This window comes from Streptomyces aurantiacus (genome assembly GCF_001418335.1).
In the GTDB taxonomy this organism is placed as follows: Bacteria; Actinomycetota; Actinomycetes; order Streptomycetales; family Streptomycetaceae; genus Streptomyces; species Streptomyces aurantiacus.
The window spans coordinates 1-15,188 of record NZ_LIPP01000133.1 but is presented as its reverse complement, the minus strand read 5'-3'; the positions used below and the strand labels follow the sequence as shown (position 1 = coordinate 15,188).

11 protein-coding genes, 5 tRNA genes, 1 pseudogene and 1 riboswitch are annotated in these 15,188 nt (G+C 70.2%); of the genes and pseudogenes, 10 read left to right on the top strand and 7 right to left on the bottom strand.

The window, feature by feature from the left end; all coding sequences use genetic code 11:
- Positions 1-127: 127 nt before the first annotated feature.
- The 4 genes from AOK01_RS18875 to AOK01_RS18860 form a co-directional block, all read right to left on the bottom strand.
- Positions 128-204 (bottom strand) — tRNA-Phe (locus tag AOK01_RS18875).
- Positions 205-227: 23 nt separating this feature from the next.
- A tRNA-Asp gene (locus AOK01_RS18870) sits at positions 228-302 on the bottom strand.
- Positions 303-351: 49 nt separating this feature from the next.
- Positions 352-424: transfer RNA gene (locus tag AOK01_RS18865), tRNA-Glu, on the bottom strand.
- Positions 425-504: 80 nt separating this feature from the next.
- Entirely contained in the window at positions 505-2,058 is a 1,554-nt protein-coding gene (locus AOK01_RS18860; protein ID WP_055513171.1) for a metallophosphoesterase family protein, read from the bottom strand.
- 155 nt (positions 2,059-2,213) lie between these two features.
- Between AOK01_RS18860 and AOK01_RS18855 the strand changes: the two genes are divergently transcribed.
- The 5 genes from AOK01_RS18855 to AOK01_RS18835 all read left to right on the top strand — a co-directional run bounded on the left by AOK01_RS18855 (position 2,214) and on the right by AOK01_RS18835 (position 7,808).
- Positions 2,214-2,564 carry a metallopeptidase family protein gene (locus AOK01_RS18855; RefSeq protein WP_055513168.1) on the top strand — a complete coding sequence of 117 codons (351 nt, stop codon included), beginning with the start codon at positions 2,214-2,216 and terminating at the stop codon, positions 2,562-2,564.
- A 210-nt stretch (positions 2,565-2,774) separates the two neighbouring features.
- A complete protein-coding gene (locus AOK01_RS18850; protein WP_055513167.1) occupies positions 2,775-3,299 on the top strand; it encodes a hypothetical protein in 525 nt (174 codons plus the stop codon).
- Positions 3,300-3,574: 275 nt separating this feature from the next.
- On the top strand, positions 3,575-5,839 hold the full coding sequence (locus AOK01_RS18845) for a DEAD/DEAH box helicase (protein ID WP_055513165.1): 2,265 nt from the start codon (positions 3,575-3,577) through the stop codon (positions 5,837-5,839).
- Positions 5,840-6,066: 227 nt separating this feature from the next.
- Positions 6,067-7,602: an amino acid permease gene (locus AOK01_RS18840; RefSeq protein ID WP_055513163.1), complete on the top strand. Its 1,536-nt coding sequence runs from the start codon at positions 6,067-6,069 to the stop codon at positions 7,600-7,602.
- Positions 7,603-7,735: 133 nt separating this feature from the next.
- A tRNA-Lys gene (locus tag AOK01_RS18835) sits at positions 7,736-7,808 on the top strand.
- An 83-nt stretch (positions 7,809-7,891) separates the two neighbouring features.
- Here AOK01_RS18835 and AOK01_RS18830 read toward each other — a convergent pair.
- Complete coding sequence (locus AOK01_RS18830) at positions 7,892-8,677, bottom strand: LysM peptidoglycan-binding domain-containing protein (protein ID WP_190851284.1); 786 nt, start codon at positions 8,675-8,677, stop codon at positions 7,892-7,894.
- 309 nt (positions 8,678-8,986) lie between these two features.
- Here AOK01_RS18830 and AOK01_RS18825 point away from each other — a divergent pair, with 309 nt between their 5' ends.
- Positions 8,987-9,565 carry a hypothetical protein gene (locus AOK01_RS18825; RefSeq protein ID WP_055513159.1) on the top strand — a complete coding sequence of 193 codons (579 nt, stop codon included), beginning with the start codon at positions 8,987-8,989 and terminating at the stop codon, positions 9,563-9,565.
- 37 nt (positions 9,566-9,602) lie between these two features.
- Positions 9,603-10,334 (top strand): leucine-rich repeat domain-containing protein, encoded by a 732-nt coding sequence (locus tag AOK01_RS18820; protein ID WP_055513157.1) that lies wholly within the window; start codon positions 9,603-9,605, stop codon positions 10,332-10,334.
- Positions 10,335-10,445: 111 nt separating this feature from the next.
- Here AOK01_RS18820 and AOK01_RS18815 read toward each other — a convergent pair whose 3' ends face one another.
- On the bottom strand, positions 10,446-10,856 hold the full coding sequence (locus tag AOK01_RS18815) for a RipA family octameric membrane protein (RefSeq protein ID WP_055513155.1): 411 nt from the start codon (positions 10,854-10,856) through the stop codon (positions 10,446-10,448).
- A gap of 160 nt (positions 10,857-11,016) precedes the next feature.
- Between AOK01_RS18815 and AOK01_RS18810 the strand changes: the two are divergent.
- From AOK01_RS18810 to AOK01_RS18800, 3 genes and pseudogenes are all read left to right on the top strand, one after another.
- A pseudogene (locus tag AOK01_RS18810) lies at positions 11,017-12,189 on the top strand (dihydrofolate reductase family protein); the annotation flags it as partial.
- Positions 12,190-12,261: 72 nt separating this feature from the next.
- Positions 12,262-12,335, top strand: a tRNA-Met gene (locus AOK01_RS18805).
- Positions 12,336-12,645: 310 nt separating this feature from the next.
- Positions 12,646-12,803, top strand: a riboswitch (cyclic di-AMP (ydaO/yuaA leader).
- Between the two features lie 11 nt (positions 12,804-12,814).
- Complete coding sequence (locus tag AOK01_RS18800) at positions 12,815-13,876, top strand: M23 family metallopeptidase (RefSeq protein ID WP_055513153.1); 1,062 nt, start codon at positions 12,815-12,817, stop codon at positions 13,874-13,876.
- A gap of 19 nt (positions 13,877-13,895) precedes the next feature.
- On the opposite strand, the gene AOK01_RS18795 is transcribed toward AOK01_RS18800, so the two are convergent.
- On the bottom strand, positions 13,896-15,146 hold the full coding sequence (locus AOK01_RS18795) for a PrsW family intramembrane metalloprotease (RefSeq protein WP_055513151.1): 1,251 nt from the start codon (positions 15,144-15,146) through the stop codon (positions 13,896-13,898).
- Between the last annotated feature and the right edge of the window lie 42 nt (positions 15,147-15,188).

Here is a 15,188-nt window from a genome sequence, read left to right as displayed (position 1 = left end):
CCATCAGAAGGGCCCTAGGCGGCGGGCTGTGACATACCGGCACGCCCCCGCCCGGTCGTGTCGCGGCTGCGGGGAGTGCCTCAGGAGGTACGACAAAGGCCCCGTCCTGGTGGACGGGGCCTTTGGGTGGTGGCTGGGGCCGGGATCGAACCGGCGACCTATCGCTTTTCAGGCGATCGCTCGTACCAACTGAGCTACCCAGCCACGCGATCCACGAGGAATCGCAGCGGTCCTGACGGGATTTGAACCCGCGGCCTCCACCTTGACAGGGTGGCGAGCACTCCAAGCTGCTCCACAGGACCTAGCTTTGTGCGCGAGCAAGCGAACTTAAGTCTCGCACACGGTATTGCGTGCCCCCAACGGGATTCGAACCCGTGCTACCGCCTTGAAAGGGCGGCGTCCTAGGCCGCTAGACGATGAGGGCTATCGGCCCGCCTGGGCGCCTTGCGGCGCGTCGGGGACGTGAGAAGCATATGGGATGGCGGGAGGGATCGCCAAAACGGTTTAGGGGGTGGGCGTGGAAGGAGTCGCGGTGGACGGTGCGCCGGGTTGGTTCTCCTTGGGGAGGTGGCGGCTGACCTCGGCGGTGGTGAGGCCGAGGCCCCCGAGTTTGATCTCGTCCCAGGCCTGGAGGCGGCGGGTGTCGCGGTCCAGGTAGAGGATCGAGGCCTCGATCGGATCGGGGTGCTTGCCCTCGACCGCGCGCAGACCGCTGCCGCCCGTGGAGCCCTCGATGCGCAGCCGCGTGCCGTACCGCATGACCTCCATCTCCTGGTGGTGGACGTGGCCCGCCAGGACCAGGGGCACGGCGCCGTCCGTCTCGCGGGCCGCCCTCGGATTGTGTGCGATCGCGATGTCGACCGGGGTGCCGGCGGCCTCCTGGTCGCGCAGGGCGGAGGCGAGGCGGGCGCCGGCCAGTTCCTCCGCCGGGTCGCCGACCGCCTTGACCGAGCGGTCGGGGGTGTACTGCGGGTCGCCGATCCCCGCGAACCGCAGGCCCGCGACCGAGACCGCCCGGCCGTCGTCGAGGACGTGCACGTTCTTCATGCGGTCCAGGTACTTCTGGGTGATCTGCGAGTCGTGGTTCCCGCGGACCCAGACGTAGGGCGCGCCGAGGTCGGCCGCCGGGTCCAGGAAGGCGTTCTCCGCCGCCGTCCCGTGGTCCATCGTGTCGCCGGAGTCGACGATGACGTCGATCTTGTACTGGCTCACCAGCGAGGCGATGATCGTCCAGCTCGCCGGGTTGAGGTGGATGTCGGAGACGTGCAGGACCCGGATGGTGGAAGGGTCCGGCGCGTACGCGGGGAGCGTGGACGTGACGTCGTACAGCTTCGTCACGTTCGTCACCAGGCGGGCCAGTTCCTTCTGGTAGACGTCGAACTCGCTGACGATGCTGCGGGCGTTGCCGACGACCGAGGGGGCCGAGGAGAGCAGGCCGGAGAACTTCGGCTCCAGGACCGACTTGGGGTTGAAGGTGGCGAAGGCCGTCCCCGCGCAGGCGACGAGCAGGGCCAGCGCCAGGCCGCCCGCCGCGAGGGCCCGGCGCGGGCGGCGGTAGACCGCGAGGCCGAGGGCGGTCGCGCCGGAGACGACGGCGACGACGGAGCGTACGGCCAGGTCGAGGGTGCCCGCGCCGACGTCCTGGGCCACCTCGTCCTGGAGGCCGGAGAGCCGTTCCGGGTGGTCGACGAGGGCCTGGGAGCGGACCGGGTCGAGCTGGTCGACGTCCACGTCGAGCCGGAGGGGCGCGATGTGGCTGCGTAGTTCGAGGGCGCCGAGCGGGGAGACGTTGATCTTCGTGCCGCCCGTGAGGGAGGGGCGCAGCGTCATCGTGGTGTCCATGGGACCGACCGGCGCGCGCACGTTCCCGACGATCAGCAGGCCCAGCCACGCGCCGAGCAGGACGACGGCGATCAGGCCGAGCGCGCGGGTGTACGGGTGCGGCTGGTGGACGAGTTCGACGACGGGGTGGGTGCGGCGGGAGCGGTAGTGGCGTACGAGGGCCAGGGGAGCCTTTCGTACGTGGCGCAGGGCGGCGGCAGCGGGGACGCGGGCCATTCGTCCCGTATGCCCAAGGTGTGGGGCGGATATGCGGCGGCTCCACCGTCCGGGCGGCAGTCCTGTCGTGCGACGGCGGCCCTGTCGTTCGAACAGCGGCCCTGCGTTCGTACGGCACCCCTACCGTGCGGGCGTCCGTACCGGACAATGGTCTTGTGCTGGAAATGACGCGCGAGGAGTTCGAGGAACAGGTCGCCGAGGCGCTGGACCGGATTCCGCCGGAGCTGACGCGGTTGATGGACAACGTGGCGGTGTTCGTCGAGGACGAACCGCCCGCCGACGATCCCGAGCTGCTCGGGCTCTACGAGGGGACGCCGCTGACCGACCGCGGTGAGTGGTACGCCGGGGTGCTGCCGGACCGGATCACGATCTACCGCGGGCCCACGCTGCGGATGTGCGGGTCGCGCGAGGAGGTGGTGGCCGAGGCCGAGGTGACGGTGGTCCACGAGATCGCGCACCACTTCGGGATCGACGACGCGCGGCTGCACGCGCTGGGGTACGGCTGACGGCTGACATCCGGCGCCGGGTGCCCCGGGTGCCCGGGTGTCCCGGGTGCGTGGGTTCCCGGCAGGCGGCAGGGGGAGGCGGCGGCTCTTCGCCCGGTGCGTACCGTCGCGTGTCCTCTTGTGGGCGGCGGGAGTTGGGCAAGGGGACTCATCCCGTTCCCCGTGCTCCCGTTGCCTGCGGGGAGGGGGACCCATCCGGAGGTAGCTGCCGTGCGCGCCAAGTACGTACCCGTCCGTCTGGCCGCCGCGGCCCTGGCAGTCGCCGCCGGTGCCGCCTGTGCCGGCTGCGTGAGCGTCGGTGACGACGAGGGGAGGCGGGCCGAGCCCTCACACTCGGCGGGGCCCCGGGGCGGCGAGGTGCCCGACGGAGGGCCGTCGGTGAGCGGCGGCTCCGGGCGGCACGGGACGGGTGACGGAAAACACGCCGGGGCCAAGCGCCACGAGTCCGCGTCCGGGTCGGCCTCGCCGTCGCCGGGGGAGAGCGGGTCGGCCGCGCCGAAGAAGCCGGGCAAGGGCGAGGCCGGTGAGGAAAAGCCCAGGCCAGAGGGGCCTTCGCCGACCGGGGAACGGCCGACGCCGACGCGTCCGGGGCCGGAGCCGACGCCCACCAAGGCGACACCGTCGCCGTCACCGGACCCGACGACCGCCGAGCCGTCGTCCTCGGCGCATCCGGACCCCGAACCGCAGCTCGTCGAGCGTCGGGAACCGGCGCCGGAGGCCGGGTTCGCGGCCTGAGTGGGGCCTGAGTGGGGCCTGAGTGGGGTTCGGACGGGGTTCGGATGGGGTCCGGACGGGGTCTCTGACCTGGGCAGTCGGCCTCGGTTTGCCTTACGAGCCACAGGGTGCGTATGGTGGTAGATCGTTTGATCCCATTGCCCGGCGCCAATAAAGAGAGCGCCGCGTGGCGCGTACTCTCCCTTGCCGTGGCTGACCGCATTGAGGCGGTCGTTTGCGAAATCACGGAGTTGACGGGCGCGTGCCGACGAGACTCCGGAAGGTTTCGCATTCGCATGTCCATTTCCAGTACTGATCACATCGTCGTGCCCGAGAACGAGGCGACGGAAGTAACCGAGGCTCCCGAAGCCGCTGTGGTCCTCGACGTTGCCGAGGTCCTCGACGTTCCCGCCGTCCCTGAGGTCCCTGAGGTCACCTTCACCGATCTCGGTCTCCCCGAGGGCGTCGTGCGCAAGCTCGCGCAGAACGGCGTGACCAGCCCCTTCCCGATCCAGGCCGCGACCATCCCGGACGCCCTGGCCGGCAAGGACATCCTCGGCCGAGGCCGCACCGGCTCCGGCAAGACCCTCTCCTTCGGTCTGCCGCTGCTCACGCAGCTCTCCGGTGGCCACACCGAGAAGAAGAAGCCCCGCGGCATCATCCTCACGCCGACGCGTGAGCTCGCGATGCAGGTCGCGGACGCCCTCCAGCCGTACGGCGACGTCCTCGGCCTGAAGATGAAGGTCGTCTGCGGCGGTACGTCGATGGGCAACCAGATCTACGCCCTGGAGCGCGGCGTCGACGTCCTCGTCGCCACCCCGGGCCGGCTGCGCGACATCATCAACCGCGGCGCCTGCTCCCTGGAGAACGTCCAGGTCGCCGTGCTCGACGAGGCCGACCAGATGTCCGACCTGGGCTTCCTGCCCGAGGTCACCGAGCTGCTCGACCAGATCCCCGGCGGCGGCCAGCGCATGCTGTTCTCGGCCACGATGGAGAACGAGATCTCCACGCTGGTCAAGCGCTACCTGACCAACCCGGTGACGCACGAGGTCGACAGCGCCCAGGGCAACGTCACGACCATGTCGCACCACATCCTCATCGTGAAGCCCAAGGACAAGGCGCCGGTCACCGCCGCGATCGCCTCCCGCAAGGGCCGCACGATCATCTTCGTCCGCACCCAGCTGGGCGCCGACCGCATCGCCGAGCAGCTCTGCGACTCCGGTGTGAAGGCCGACGCGCTGCACGGCGGCATGACGCAGGGCGCGCGTACCCGCGTGCTTGAGGACTTCAAGAAGGGCTACGTCAACGCGCTCGTCGCGACCGACGTCGCCGCCCGCGGCATCCACGTCGACGGCATCGACCTGGTCCTGAACGTGGACCCGGCCGGTGACCACAAGGACTACCTGCACCGCTCCGGCCGTACGGCCCGTGCGGGACGCAGCGGCGTGGTCGTGTCGCTCTCCCTGCCGCACCAGCGCCGGCAGATCTTCCGTCAGATGGAGGACGCGGGCGTGGACGCCTCGCGCCACATCATCCAGGGCGGTGCGGCCTTCGACCCGGAGGTCGCGGACATCACGGGCGCCCGGTCGATGACCGAGGTCCAGGCCGAGTCCGCGGGCAACGCGGCGCAGCAGGCCGAGCGTGAGGTGTCGCAGCTCACCAAGGAGCTGGAGCGCGCGCAGCGGCGTGCCGTCGAGCTGCGCGAGGACGCCGACCGGCTGATCGCGCGGTCCGCGCGGGAGCGTGGCGAGGACCCGGAGACCGCGCTGGCCGAGGCGGCCGCCGTCGTCGAGGCCGCCGCGGCGGCCGTGGCCCAGGAGCCGGCGGCGCAGACCGCGGGCACCGATTCGGTGCGCGACGAGCCGCGTCAGCGTCGTGACGACCGTGGCAACTACGAGCGCCGCGACCGTGACCGTCGTGACGACCGTCCGTCGGGTGGTTTCCGCCGGGACGACCGTCGTGACAACGACCGTGGTGGCGACCGCGGCGGGTTCCGTCGTGACGACCGTTCCTCCGGCGGTGGCTTCAACCGTGACCGCCGCGACGACCGTCCTTCGGGTGGTGGCTTCAACCGTGACCGCCGTGACGGCGACCGTCCGGCGTCGGGTGGCTTCAACCGCGACCGTCGTGACGACCGTCCCTCGGGTGGCGGCTTCAACCGTGACCGCCGTGACGAGCGCCCCTCGGGTGGTTTCCGCCGGGACGACCGTCGTGACAACGACCGCGGTGGCGACCGTGGCGGATTCCGCCGCGACGACCGCCCCGCGGCCTCGGGTGGCTTCAACCGCGACCGCCGTGACGGCGACCGCCCGGCGTCGGGCGGCTTCCGCCGTGACGACCGTCCGGCCGGTCACCGAGGCAGCGACCGCCCGTTCAACCGTGACCGGCAGGGCGGCGACCGTCCCGCGGGCGGTGGCTTCCGCTCCGGCGGCCACGACCGTCCGGCCGCCCGTCGTGACGACCACCGTGGTGCCGGCTCGGGTTCGGGCTCCGGCAGCACCGGTTCCGGCTCCTCCTACGGCCGCCGCGACGAGAAGCCGCGCTGGAAGCGCAACGGCTGACGACTGACAGCTGATGGCTGATGGCTGACGTGGCCTGAGCGGCCACGGCAGCCGCAGGAGCCACGGGAGCCGCAGCACATCGCGGCGCAAGGCATCGCATCGCATCGCATCACACGAAGGGCCCGGATGACCTCGGTCGTCGTCCGGGCCCTTCGGCGTGTGTATTTCGGCCAGATGAACCGCTCTGTGGCGCATGTCATACCCCTGGCGAGGGAATTGCTGGGGGCATGACAGATGACGCCAGAGTGAGTGGGCTGTCGGACGAAGAGCGGCTGGCCCAGCTCGGTTACACGCAGGTTCTCGCCCGCCGCATGTCGGCGTTCTCCAACTACGCGGTCTCCTTCACGATCATCTCGGTCCTGTCGGGCTGCCTGACGCTCTACCTGTTCGGCATGAACACGGGTGGCCCCGCCGTGATCACCTGGGGCTGGGTCGTGGTCGGGCTCATGACGCTGTTCGTCGGGCTCGCGATGGCCGAGATCTGTTCGGCGTATCCGACCTCCGCGGGCCTGTACTTCTGGGCCCACCGGCTGGCACCGCGCCGCACGGCCGCTGCCTGGGCGTGGTTCACGGGGTGGTTCAACGTCCTCGGCCAGGTCGCGGTGACGGCGGGCATCGACTTCGGCGCGGCCTCGTTCCTGGGCGCGTACCTGAACCTCCAGTTCGACTTCGAGGTCACGCCCGGCCGTACGATCCTGCTCTTCGCCGGCATCCTCGTCCTGCACGGCCTGCTGAACACCTTCGGCGTACGCATCGTCGGCCTCCTCAACAGCGTCAGCGTGTGGTGGCACGTCGTGGGCGTGGCGGTCATCGTGGGCGCGCTGACCTTCGCGCCGGACCACCACCAGTCGGCGTCCTTCGTCTTCACGGAGTTCGTGAACAACACGGGCTGGGGCAGCAGCTTCTACGTGGTGCTGCTGGGCCTGCTGATGGCCCAGTACACCTTCACCGGGTACGACGCGTCGGCGCACATGACGGAGGAGACGCACGACGCGTCCACGGCCGGCCCGAAGGGCATCGTCCAGTCCATCTGGACGTCGTGGATAGCGGGCTTCGTGCTCCTCCTCGGCTTCACCTTCGCGATCCAGTCGTACGACGGCGCCCTCGGGTCGCCGACAGGCGTGCCGCCGGCCCAGATCCTGCTGGACGCGCTGGGCGCGACCGCGGGCAAACTCCTGCTGCTGGTGGTGATCGGCGCGCAGTTGTTCTGCGGCATGGCGTCGGTGACCGCCAACTCCCGCATGATCTACGCCTTCTCGCGTGACGGGGCGCTGCCGTACTCGCACATCTGGCACACGGTGAACCCGCGCACGCGCACACCCGTCGCGGCGGTGTGGCTGGCGGCGCTGGGCGCGCTGGTCCTCGGCCTGCCGTACCTGATCAACGTGACCGCGTACGCGGCGGTGACGTCCATCGCGGTGATCGGCCTCTACATCGCGTACGTCATCCCGACGCTGCTGCGGCTGCGCAAGGGCGAGGCCTTCGAACGGGGGCCGTGGCACCTGGGCCGCTGGTCCCGCCCGATCGGCATCGTGGCGGTCGCCTGGGTCGTCGTGATCACGGTCCTCTTCATGCTCCCCCAGGTCTCGCCGGTCACCTGGGAGACCTTCAACTACGCCCCCATCGCGGTCCTGGCCGTCCTCGGCTTCGCCGCGGCGTGGTGGTTCGCCTCGGCCCGGCACTGGTTCCTCAACCCGGACCACGAGCGCACCCGCGCCCGCGAGGCGGCCCGCGCCGGCGCCCCGGAGCCGGTCGACCCGTGACGCTCCGGCGCCCTCCCCCACCTTTCGGCGCGGCCGGGACACCGATACCCGATCGGAGTCCCGGCCGCGTCGGGCTATGCTCGTTCCTGGCATCGACGCGGGTCGGTGCGTGCACCGGCGTGGGTCGGCGCACGGACCCTTAGCTCAATTGGCAGAGCAGTGGACTTTTAATCCATTGGTTGTGGGTTCGAGTCCCACAGGGTCTACCGACAAGCCCCGGTCCAGAGGACATCTGGACTGGGGCTGGTGTCGTTTGCGGGGGCTGAGTGATCGTCTTCGTCTCGCTGCCTCACCTCTTGGGGATCTTCAGGACCTGGCCGACGGAGAGAGTGTCGGATGTCAGGTTGTTGAGGGTCTTGATCTCCGTGTACCTGTTGCCGTCGCCGAGCTCGGCCACGGCGATCGACCACAGGGTGTCGCCGGCGCGGACGGTGTAGGTGGTGGTCTCGCCGGGTGACCAGGACGCCGGGTGCTTCAGCCGTTCGGCGACCCGCTTGCGGATGTCCGTCATCGACACCCCGGGCCCGCGCGGGTCGATCTTCCCGGGCTGCCACTCCTTGTGGCCGATCACGGAGGTGTCGCCGTCCTTGCCCCAGCCGTGCGCCCGGAGGACAGCGGCGGACGCGCGGACCATCGCTTCGACCTGGACGGCCGGCCACGGGTCCTGGTTGTCGCCGAGGTTCTCGCACTCGAAGCCGTAGAACCGGCTGTTGCCGTCGGTGTTCGCCTCGTTGTCCGCAGGCAGGGCCTTCTCTGCGATGACCGCCGCCAGCACGTCGTCATCGCCGGATCCCGCGTGGTTGGCGCGGCCGTAGCCGACGAGGTGGACCTTGCCGTCCTTGGCGACGACGCCGTGGCAGAGCGGGCCGGGCAGTCCTTCGTAGCCGTCGCGGCATATCGCGACCGTGTTGGCGGTGCCCTTGGTGACGGTGTGGTGGACCATCACACCGTGCACGGGTCCCCAGGCGCCCACGTGGTTGCGGTTGTGGGTACGCCAGTTGCCGACTTCGACGACCTTGACGCCCTCCGCTTTCAGAGCGGCGAGGAACTTGGCAGCGGACAGTGGTGTGGCCACATCTACTCCTTCGGTTTCCATTCGTGTCTCCAGCCACGATGGTCGCGCCTGCAACGGCCGCAGACCGAACAGCGGCAGTCCTATCCGGCCACCGAGCCTCCAGACATGAGGCGCGCCCCGGCCGGCAGGCTCGGGGCGGTGTGGGCGAAGTGGGGTCAGCCGATGCGGGTGTAGAGCATGAGGGTCTGATTGCCGCCGCGGAGGATGGTCCGGGCAGCGGATTCCGGAGAGGCCGCAGACGGCCGTGACCTGCCGGATTGAGTACGCGTACTCAGTCGGCGGCGTTCGCCCGGATGGCAGAGTTGCTCCATGCCCACTTCAAGGTCCGTTCCGCGCACGGTACTTGTCGGTGCGGTCCTCATCCTGACGCTCGGCGCCTGCGGTCAGCAGGGGGCCTCGGACTCGGCGGCCGGCGCTGGAGTCGGCTCCGGCTCCGGCCTTGGCTCCAGTGCCTCGCCCAGCGCCTCGGGAGCCTCCCCGTACGTGGAGCCGGGGGCCGGTGACGGTGCTCCGCACTACAACGAGAACAACGCCTACCGGCGAACGGGCGAGATGTCCCCCGCCCACGTGCGGGATGCCGAGCAGGAGGCCGCCCGTATCGAGCCGGTGCTCAAGCAGCTGTGGAAGCAGGGGAAGTGGGACCCCGCGACCGTGCGCGCGGCGCTGCTCCGCCTCGGGTACGAGGAGGGGGACGACGCGCTGACCGTTCGGGAGATGTTCCGGCGTTTCAAGGGCAACGAGTACTACACCCCCGAGGGGACCATGGTCGGCCTGAGCGTCCACCCCGACGCCTGCGTCACCGCGTTCGTGCAGAAGTCCAACTACGGCGTGCAGACCAACGGCCCGTACCTGGAGACAGGCTGCTTCGAGCCTCCCTACGGGCACTGAATGAACGTACCGAGGAAAGAGGAAAGAGGAATGAGGAATGGGGCATGCCGTGCCGCACGTGCTGAACCTCTGGCGTCAACAGCTGGGACACGTACCTGAGTCCGTCTGGCGGCGCACCGAGCTCCAGGTGCTGATCCTCGCGGACAACGGGCTCGCCGACCTCCCGCCCGAGATCGGACGGCTGCACCGGCTCACCACCCTGGACCTCGGCCACAACCACCTCACCTCGGTGCCCGCCGAACTGGGCGACCTGGCCGAACTCAGCGGCTGTCTCTACCTGCACGACAACAAGTTGTCGGAGCTCCCGGCCTCGCTGGGAAACCTGACGCGGCTGCGCTACCTCAATGTCGGCGAGAACACGCTCACCGTCCTGCCCGAGGCCATCGGCCGCATGGCCGGACTCATCGAACTCCGGACGCAGCACAACCGACTGACCACGCTGCCCGACAGCATCGGAGACCTTCGCAACCTGCGCGAGCTCTGGCTCCGGGGCAATGCGGTCGAAAGCCTGCCGCCGTCCATCGCCGATCTCCGCGAACTGCGCCACCTGGACCTGAGGGAGAACGCCCTCACCGAACTCCCGGAGACGCTGGCCGGCCTGCCACGCCTGCGCCAGTTCGACGTGCGAAGCAACCGCCTGACGCGGCTGCCGGACTGGGTCGTCGACATGCCCGCGCTGGAGAAACTGGACCTGCGCTGGAACGCCTGCGAACCGTCTCCGTCGCTGCTGACCGAACTGGAGCGGCGAGGCTGCGTCGTCCTCCTCTAGACCGAAAAGCTGCTGCTCAGCGGCCCGCGGAGTCCCGGGGCATGCGCCTGCCCGCACCGGACACCGAGGGCGACGACACCCCGTAGGCGCCCGGCGCGGCTCGCGTCGCGCTCACGTGATCAGCAGCAGGGCCGTCCACATCACCGTGGCCAGGGACGGGAGCAGGTAGGCGATCAGCACGATCGACAGGCCTCGCCTGCGCCCGGACCAACTCGCCCACGTGGCCGCGTACTCGGGCAGGCGTTGCATCGCTCGCCGCTGTACGTGCTGGTAGTAGAGGCGGTGCCGGTGGCCGACGAACAGCCATGTGAGGGCCAGTACGAGGCCGAAGGCGGCCAGGACGCGTGCCGCCACGAGGTGTTCCTCCGAGGCGAGGAGCGTCGTGTAGGCCACGGCGAAGAGCGACTGACCCACCAGGAAGAGGTTGCCGCGCTGGAACAGCATGGTGTTCTCGTGCAGCGTGTGCTGCCAGAGCCGGCTGTCCTCGGCTATCCGCTGAGCCTCACTGTCGTCGTCCGCCATGCCACCGTTCTGCCCCCGCGGTCCCGCGGAACCACCCCTTCCGTGGGAGGTCCGGCGTCCGGGTCGGCCCGTGGGCGGTGGTCCCAGCCAGAGAACCTGAGGGAAGCTGAGGGAAGCTGGGAGAGACCGAAAAAAACTGATCCGCGAAGAAAGAGCGTCCATGGCCCACCCCTACGTCCTGTTGTCCGCCGCCGTCTCCCTCGACGGCCGCCTGGACGACACCGGCCCCGAACGGCTGCTGCTCTCCGGCCCGGCCGACTTCGACCGGGTCGACGAGGTACGGGCCGAGTCCGACGCCATCCTGGTCGGCGCGGGCACCCTGCGCGCCGACAACCCCCGGCTCCTCGTCAACTCGGCCGAGCGGCGCGCCGCCCGCGTCGCCGCCGGCCGGCCGGAGTACCCGCTGAAGGTCACCGTCAGCGGCACCGGCGACCTGGACCCCGCCGCCAACTTCTGGTCCACCGGCGGGGAGAAGATCGTCTATACGTCCGACCAGGGCGCCCCGGCGGTCAACCGCGCCCTGCGCGGCCTGGTCGATACGGGGAATGTGGGCGGCACCGGCACCGGCACCGGCATCGACGTCGTCTCCGTCGGGTCCAGCCTGGACTGGCGGGCCGTGCTCACCCACCTGCACGACGTACGAGGCGTACGGCGGCTCATGGTCGAAGGCGGCGGCCGGGTCCACACACAGCTCCTCCAGCAGGGCCTCGCCGACGAACTGCAGCTCGCCCTCGCACCGCTCGTGGTGGGACAGCCGGACGCGCCCCGGCTGTTCGGGCCCGGCGAGTACCCCGGCGGTCCCCGCGGCCGGATGCGGCTGATCGAGACCCGGCCCGTGGGAGACGTCGTACTCATGCGGTACGTGCCCACCGCACCCGGCACCGGGAACGCCCCCTCCGCCGCCGACCACCGATGGCTGCGGCTCGCCTGCGAACTGGCCACCGAGTGCCCGCCCTCCCGAACGGCGTTCAGCGTCGGCGCTGTCGTCGTCGCGGCCGACGGTACGGAGCTGGCCCGCGGGTACTCCAGGGAGTCCGACCCCGTCTCGCACGCCGAGGAGGCCGCCCTCGCCAAGATCGAGCCCGGCGACCCGCGGCTCCCGGCCGCCACGGTCTACAGCAGCCTGGAACCCTGCGCCCGCCGCGCCTCGCGGCCCGCGCCCTGTGCCCGGCTGATCCTCGACGCGGGCGTGCGCCGGGTCGTCACCGCGTGGCGCGAGCCGGACACGTTCGTCGCGGCGGCGGACGGGAACGGCCTGCTGGCCGGCGCGGGCGCCGACGTCCTCGTACTCCCGGAGTACGAGGACGCCGCGAAGGCACCCAACCGGCACCTCGACCGGCACGTCGACCGGCACATCGACCCGTGTGCCTCGGGTCCCGCGAATGGCGTACACTGGTCTTAACGACGCGGGGTGGAGCAGCTCGGTAGCTCGCTGGGCTCATAACCCAGAGGTCGCAGGTTCAAATCCTGTCCCCGCTACTGAAGGCCTGAGGCCGGAATCCGAAATTGGGATTCCGGCCTCAGGTGTTTTCCGGGCCTCACGGAGTGCGGTGCGCCCTCTTATTACCGGCAGTAGTCGAGTGACGCCCCTGCGCATTACAACTGAGACACCGTCAGCAAACTCGGCACCTGTGAATCGCGAGCAACTCGCCCGATTTACCCCGCTCATGACCCGTAAGTCCAGGTCACAAGCCTTAACGATCATCCAGAACAGCTGGAATCCGGTGGCCGGGTCTATTAACGTTCGATAACGCAGCGCGGTCGTCCCAGCCGTCACAAGAGATGGCTCCGTGCGCACGCGCCGAATCCCGCAAGGGAACCGGGGAACCACCTACATGGGGTGAATCGCGTGTCTTTCGCGGTGGAGTACACCGTGGTCGACCCGCGTAGGAGACCTTCCTGCTCCGAACCCGTCAGCTAACCCGGTAGGCGAGAAGGAAGGAAAGGAGCGCGCCCACGTGGCGTCCAACAGGCCTGCCCCCACACCCTCGTTCGTACCGGATTTCGCGCCGGATGAGGTGACGGGTGAGTCCTCGGGTGAGAAGAAGCCCGACACCTTCGGATACGGCGTCCGTCAGGACGACGAGACCTGGGAGCCGTGGAACCCCACCGCGGATTCCGTCGTTCCCATCCGCGGCAGGCACCGCGTCTCCAAGCAGCGCGGCGGAGGACTGGCCCGTAGCTCGACCGTTCTGGGCGTCGGTGTCATAGCCGCCGTCGGCGCGGGCGGCATGGCCTCCGCGCAGACCGGCAAGCCCCCGGTGTCGATCTCGCTGCCCGACCTGCCGAACGTCGGCTCGCTGATCTCGGACGACAAGACCCCCGAGGGCTCCAGCACGCCGCTCACCAGTGCCGGCCTCACCACCGCCGACACCGAAGAGGGCAGCGCGGACGCCGGCGAGGCCCTGCGCTCCCGCATCATGCTCCAGGCCGAGCTCCAGCAGGACCAGGTGGACCGCGAGGCCCAGCAGGCCGCCGAGACCGCCGCCGCGAAGAAGGCCGCCTCGCTCGCGGCCAAGGAGCAGGACGAGGCGAAGGCCAAGGCCGCCGCCGCGAAGGAGAAGAAGGAAGAGGCAGCCGAGGCGAAGGCCGAGGCCGCGCGCCTCGCCGAGCTCGCCAAGCAGTTCACGCTGCCCACCTCCTCGTACACGATCACCTCGACCTTCGGGCAGGCCGGCTCGCTGTGGTCCTCCGGTCAGCACACGGGTCTGGACTTCGCCGCTCCCACGGGTACCCCGATCAAGGCCGTTCACAGCGGCACGATCACCGAGGCGGGCTGGAGCGGCTCGTACGGCTACCGCACGATCCTCACCCTCGACGACGGTACGGAGCTGTGGTTCGCCCACCAGTCGTCGATCGGCGTCAGCGTCGGGCAGAAGGTCAGCACGGGTGACGTCATCGGCCGCGTGGGCGCGACCGGCAACGTCACCGGGGCGCACCTCCACCTGGAGGTCCACACCAGCGGCGGCACCGGGATCGACCCGATGGCCTGGCTGCGCGGCAAGGGCCTCAACCCGTAAACCGTCTCCCGGACAGCCCTTAGGAGCGGTACGGGTTGTACGTCGGGTACGGATACCCGTAGCCCGGCCAGGGTGACCGTGCCGGGGTCGTTGCCCTGGCCGCGTACTCCAGGGCCGGGCGGGCCGGTTCCCTGCGGGCCCACAGCTCGTGGAGCAGTTCCCGTTCCCGTACGGCGAAGTCGGCGCCCGCTCGGCCGCGGCGGCCCCTGTGGCGCAGGAACGCCAGTGAGGTCGCGTACGCCTCGTACTCCGCCACCGCCCGGCCCGCGTCGCGTCCGCCGTGCCGGGTGGCGTACTGCCGGGCCAGCCGCCGCGCCTTCATCGAGCCGAGGACGTACGGCTCCGGTGCGGCGAGCCAGCCGGCCACGGCGTACGACGGCAGTTCGGTGCGGACCGTGCCCAGTTCGCGCTGGCGGGTCCAGATGGCCAGCCAGGTGAGCAGGCCGAAGGCCGGAACCATGAAGGCCCCGTAGACCGCGAAGAAGCCGTACTCGCCGAAGGTCGACGAGCCGTTCCACATCGCGTGCATGCCCATCGCGAGCAGCAGTCCGGTGATCGGCAGGAGTACGCGGCGCACCTGCTGGCGGTCCGCGGAGAGCGCGGCGACGCCGAAGCCGATGCCCGTCAGCACGGTGAACAGCGGATGCGCGAAGGGCGACATGATCACGCGTACGAAGAAGGTGGCGGCCGTGACCGAGAAGATGCCCGTGTCACCGGTGAGCTGGTCGGTGCCGAACGCCGTCCCCAGATAGAGGATGTTCTCGGTGAACGCGAAGCCGGTCGCCGTGACGCCCGCGATGACCACGCCGTCGACGATCCCGGTGAAGTCCCCTCTGCGGAACAGGAAGACGAGCAGGACCGCCGCGGCCTTCGCCGACTCCTCGACGATCGGCGCTATCACGGTCGCGCCGAGGGTGTCGGCGTGGGACGGGTCCGCGGTGGCCGTCGCTATCCACTGCGTCGCGAAACTGTTCGCGACGATGGCTATCAGCGCGGCCGCGCAGGCGCCCCAGGCGAAGGAGAAGAGCAGGTTTCTCCAGGGCCCCGGATCGACCCGGTCCAGCCAGCGGAACGCGGCGACGAGCAGCGGGACGGGCAGTACGGCGAGGCCGAGGCCCACCAGGAAGCCCTCCGTGCCGGTCTGCTTGCGGACGAGCGCCAGGATGACGAGGCCGGACAGGGTGAGCAGGGTGGTCAGCGCGGCGTAGCGGACCCACTTGCGCTGCCACCAGTGAGCGTGCCGACGAGCGCCTGTGCCTCCGGCGGTTATGCCGGGGGAGGCCGGGGGTGGGGCTGGCGCTTATACACATCT

Excerpts from the sequence above, each read along its gene's own strand:
- AOK01_RS18840 (WP_055513163.1), top strand. The coding sequence starts at position 6,067 with ATGACAGATGACGCCAGAGTGAGTGGGCTGTCGGACGAAGAGCGGCTG.
- AOK01_RS18860 (WP_055513171.1), bottom strand. The coding sequence starts at position 2,058 with ATGGCCCGCGTCCCCGCTGCCGCCGCCCTGCGCCACGTACGAAAGGCT.
- AOK01_RS18825 (WP_055513159.1), top strand. The coding sequence starts at position 8,987 with ATGCCCACTTCAAGGTCCGTTCCGCGCACGGTACTTGTCGGTGCGGTC.
- AOK01_RS18815 (WP_055513155.1), bottom strand. The coding sequence starts at position 10,856 with ATGGCGGACGACGACAGTGAGGCTCAGCGGATAGCCGAGGACAGCCGG.
- AOK01_RS18820 (WP_055513157.1), top strand. The coding sequence starts at position 9,603 with ATGGGGCATGCCGTGCCGCACGTGCTGAACCTCTGGCGTCAACAGCTG.
- AOK01_RS18845 (WP_055513165.1), top strand. The coding sequence starts at position 3,575 with ATGTCCATTTCCAGTACTGATCACATCGTCGTGCCCGAGAACGAGGCG.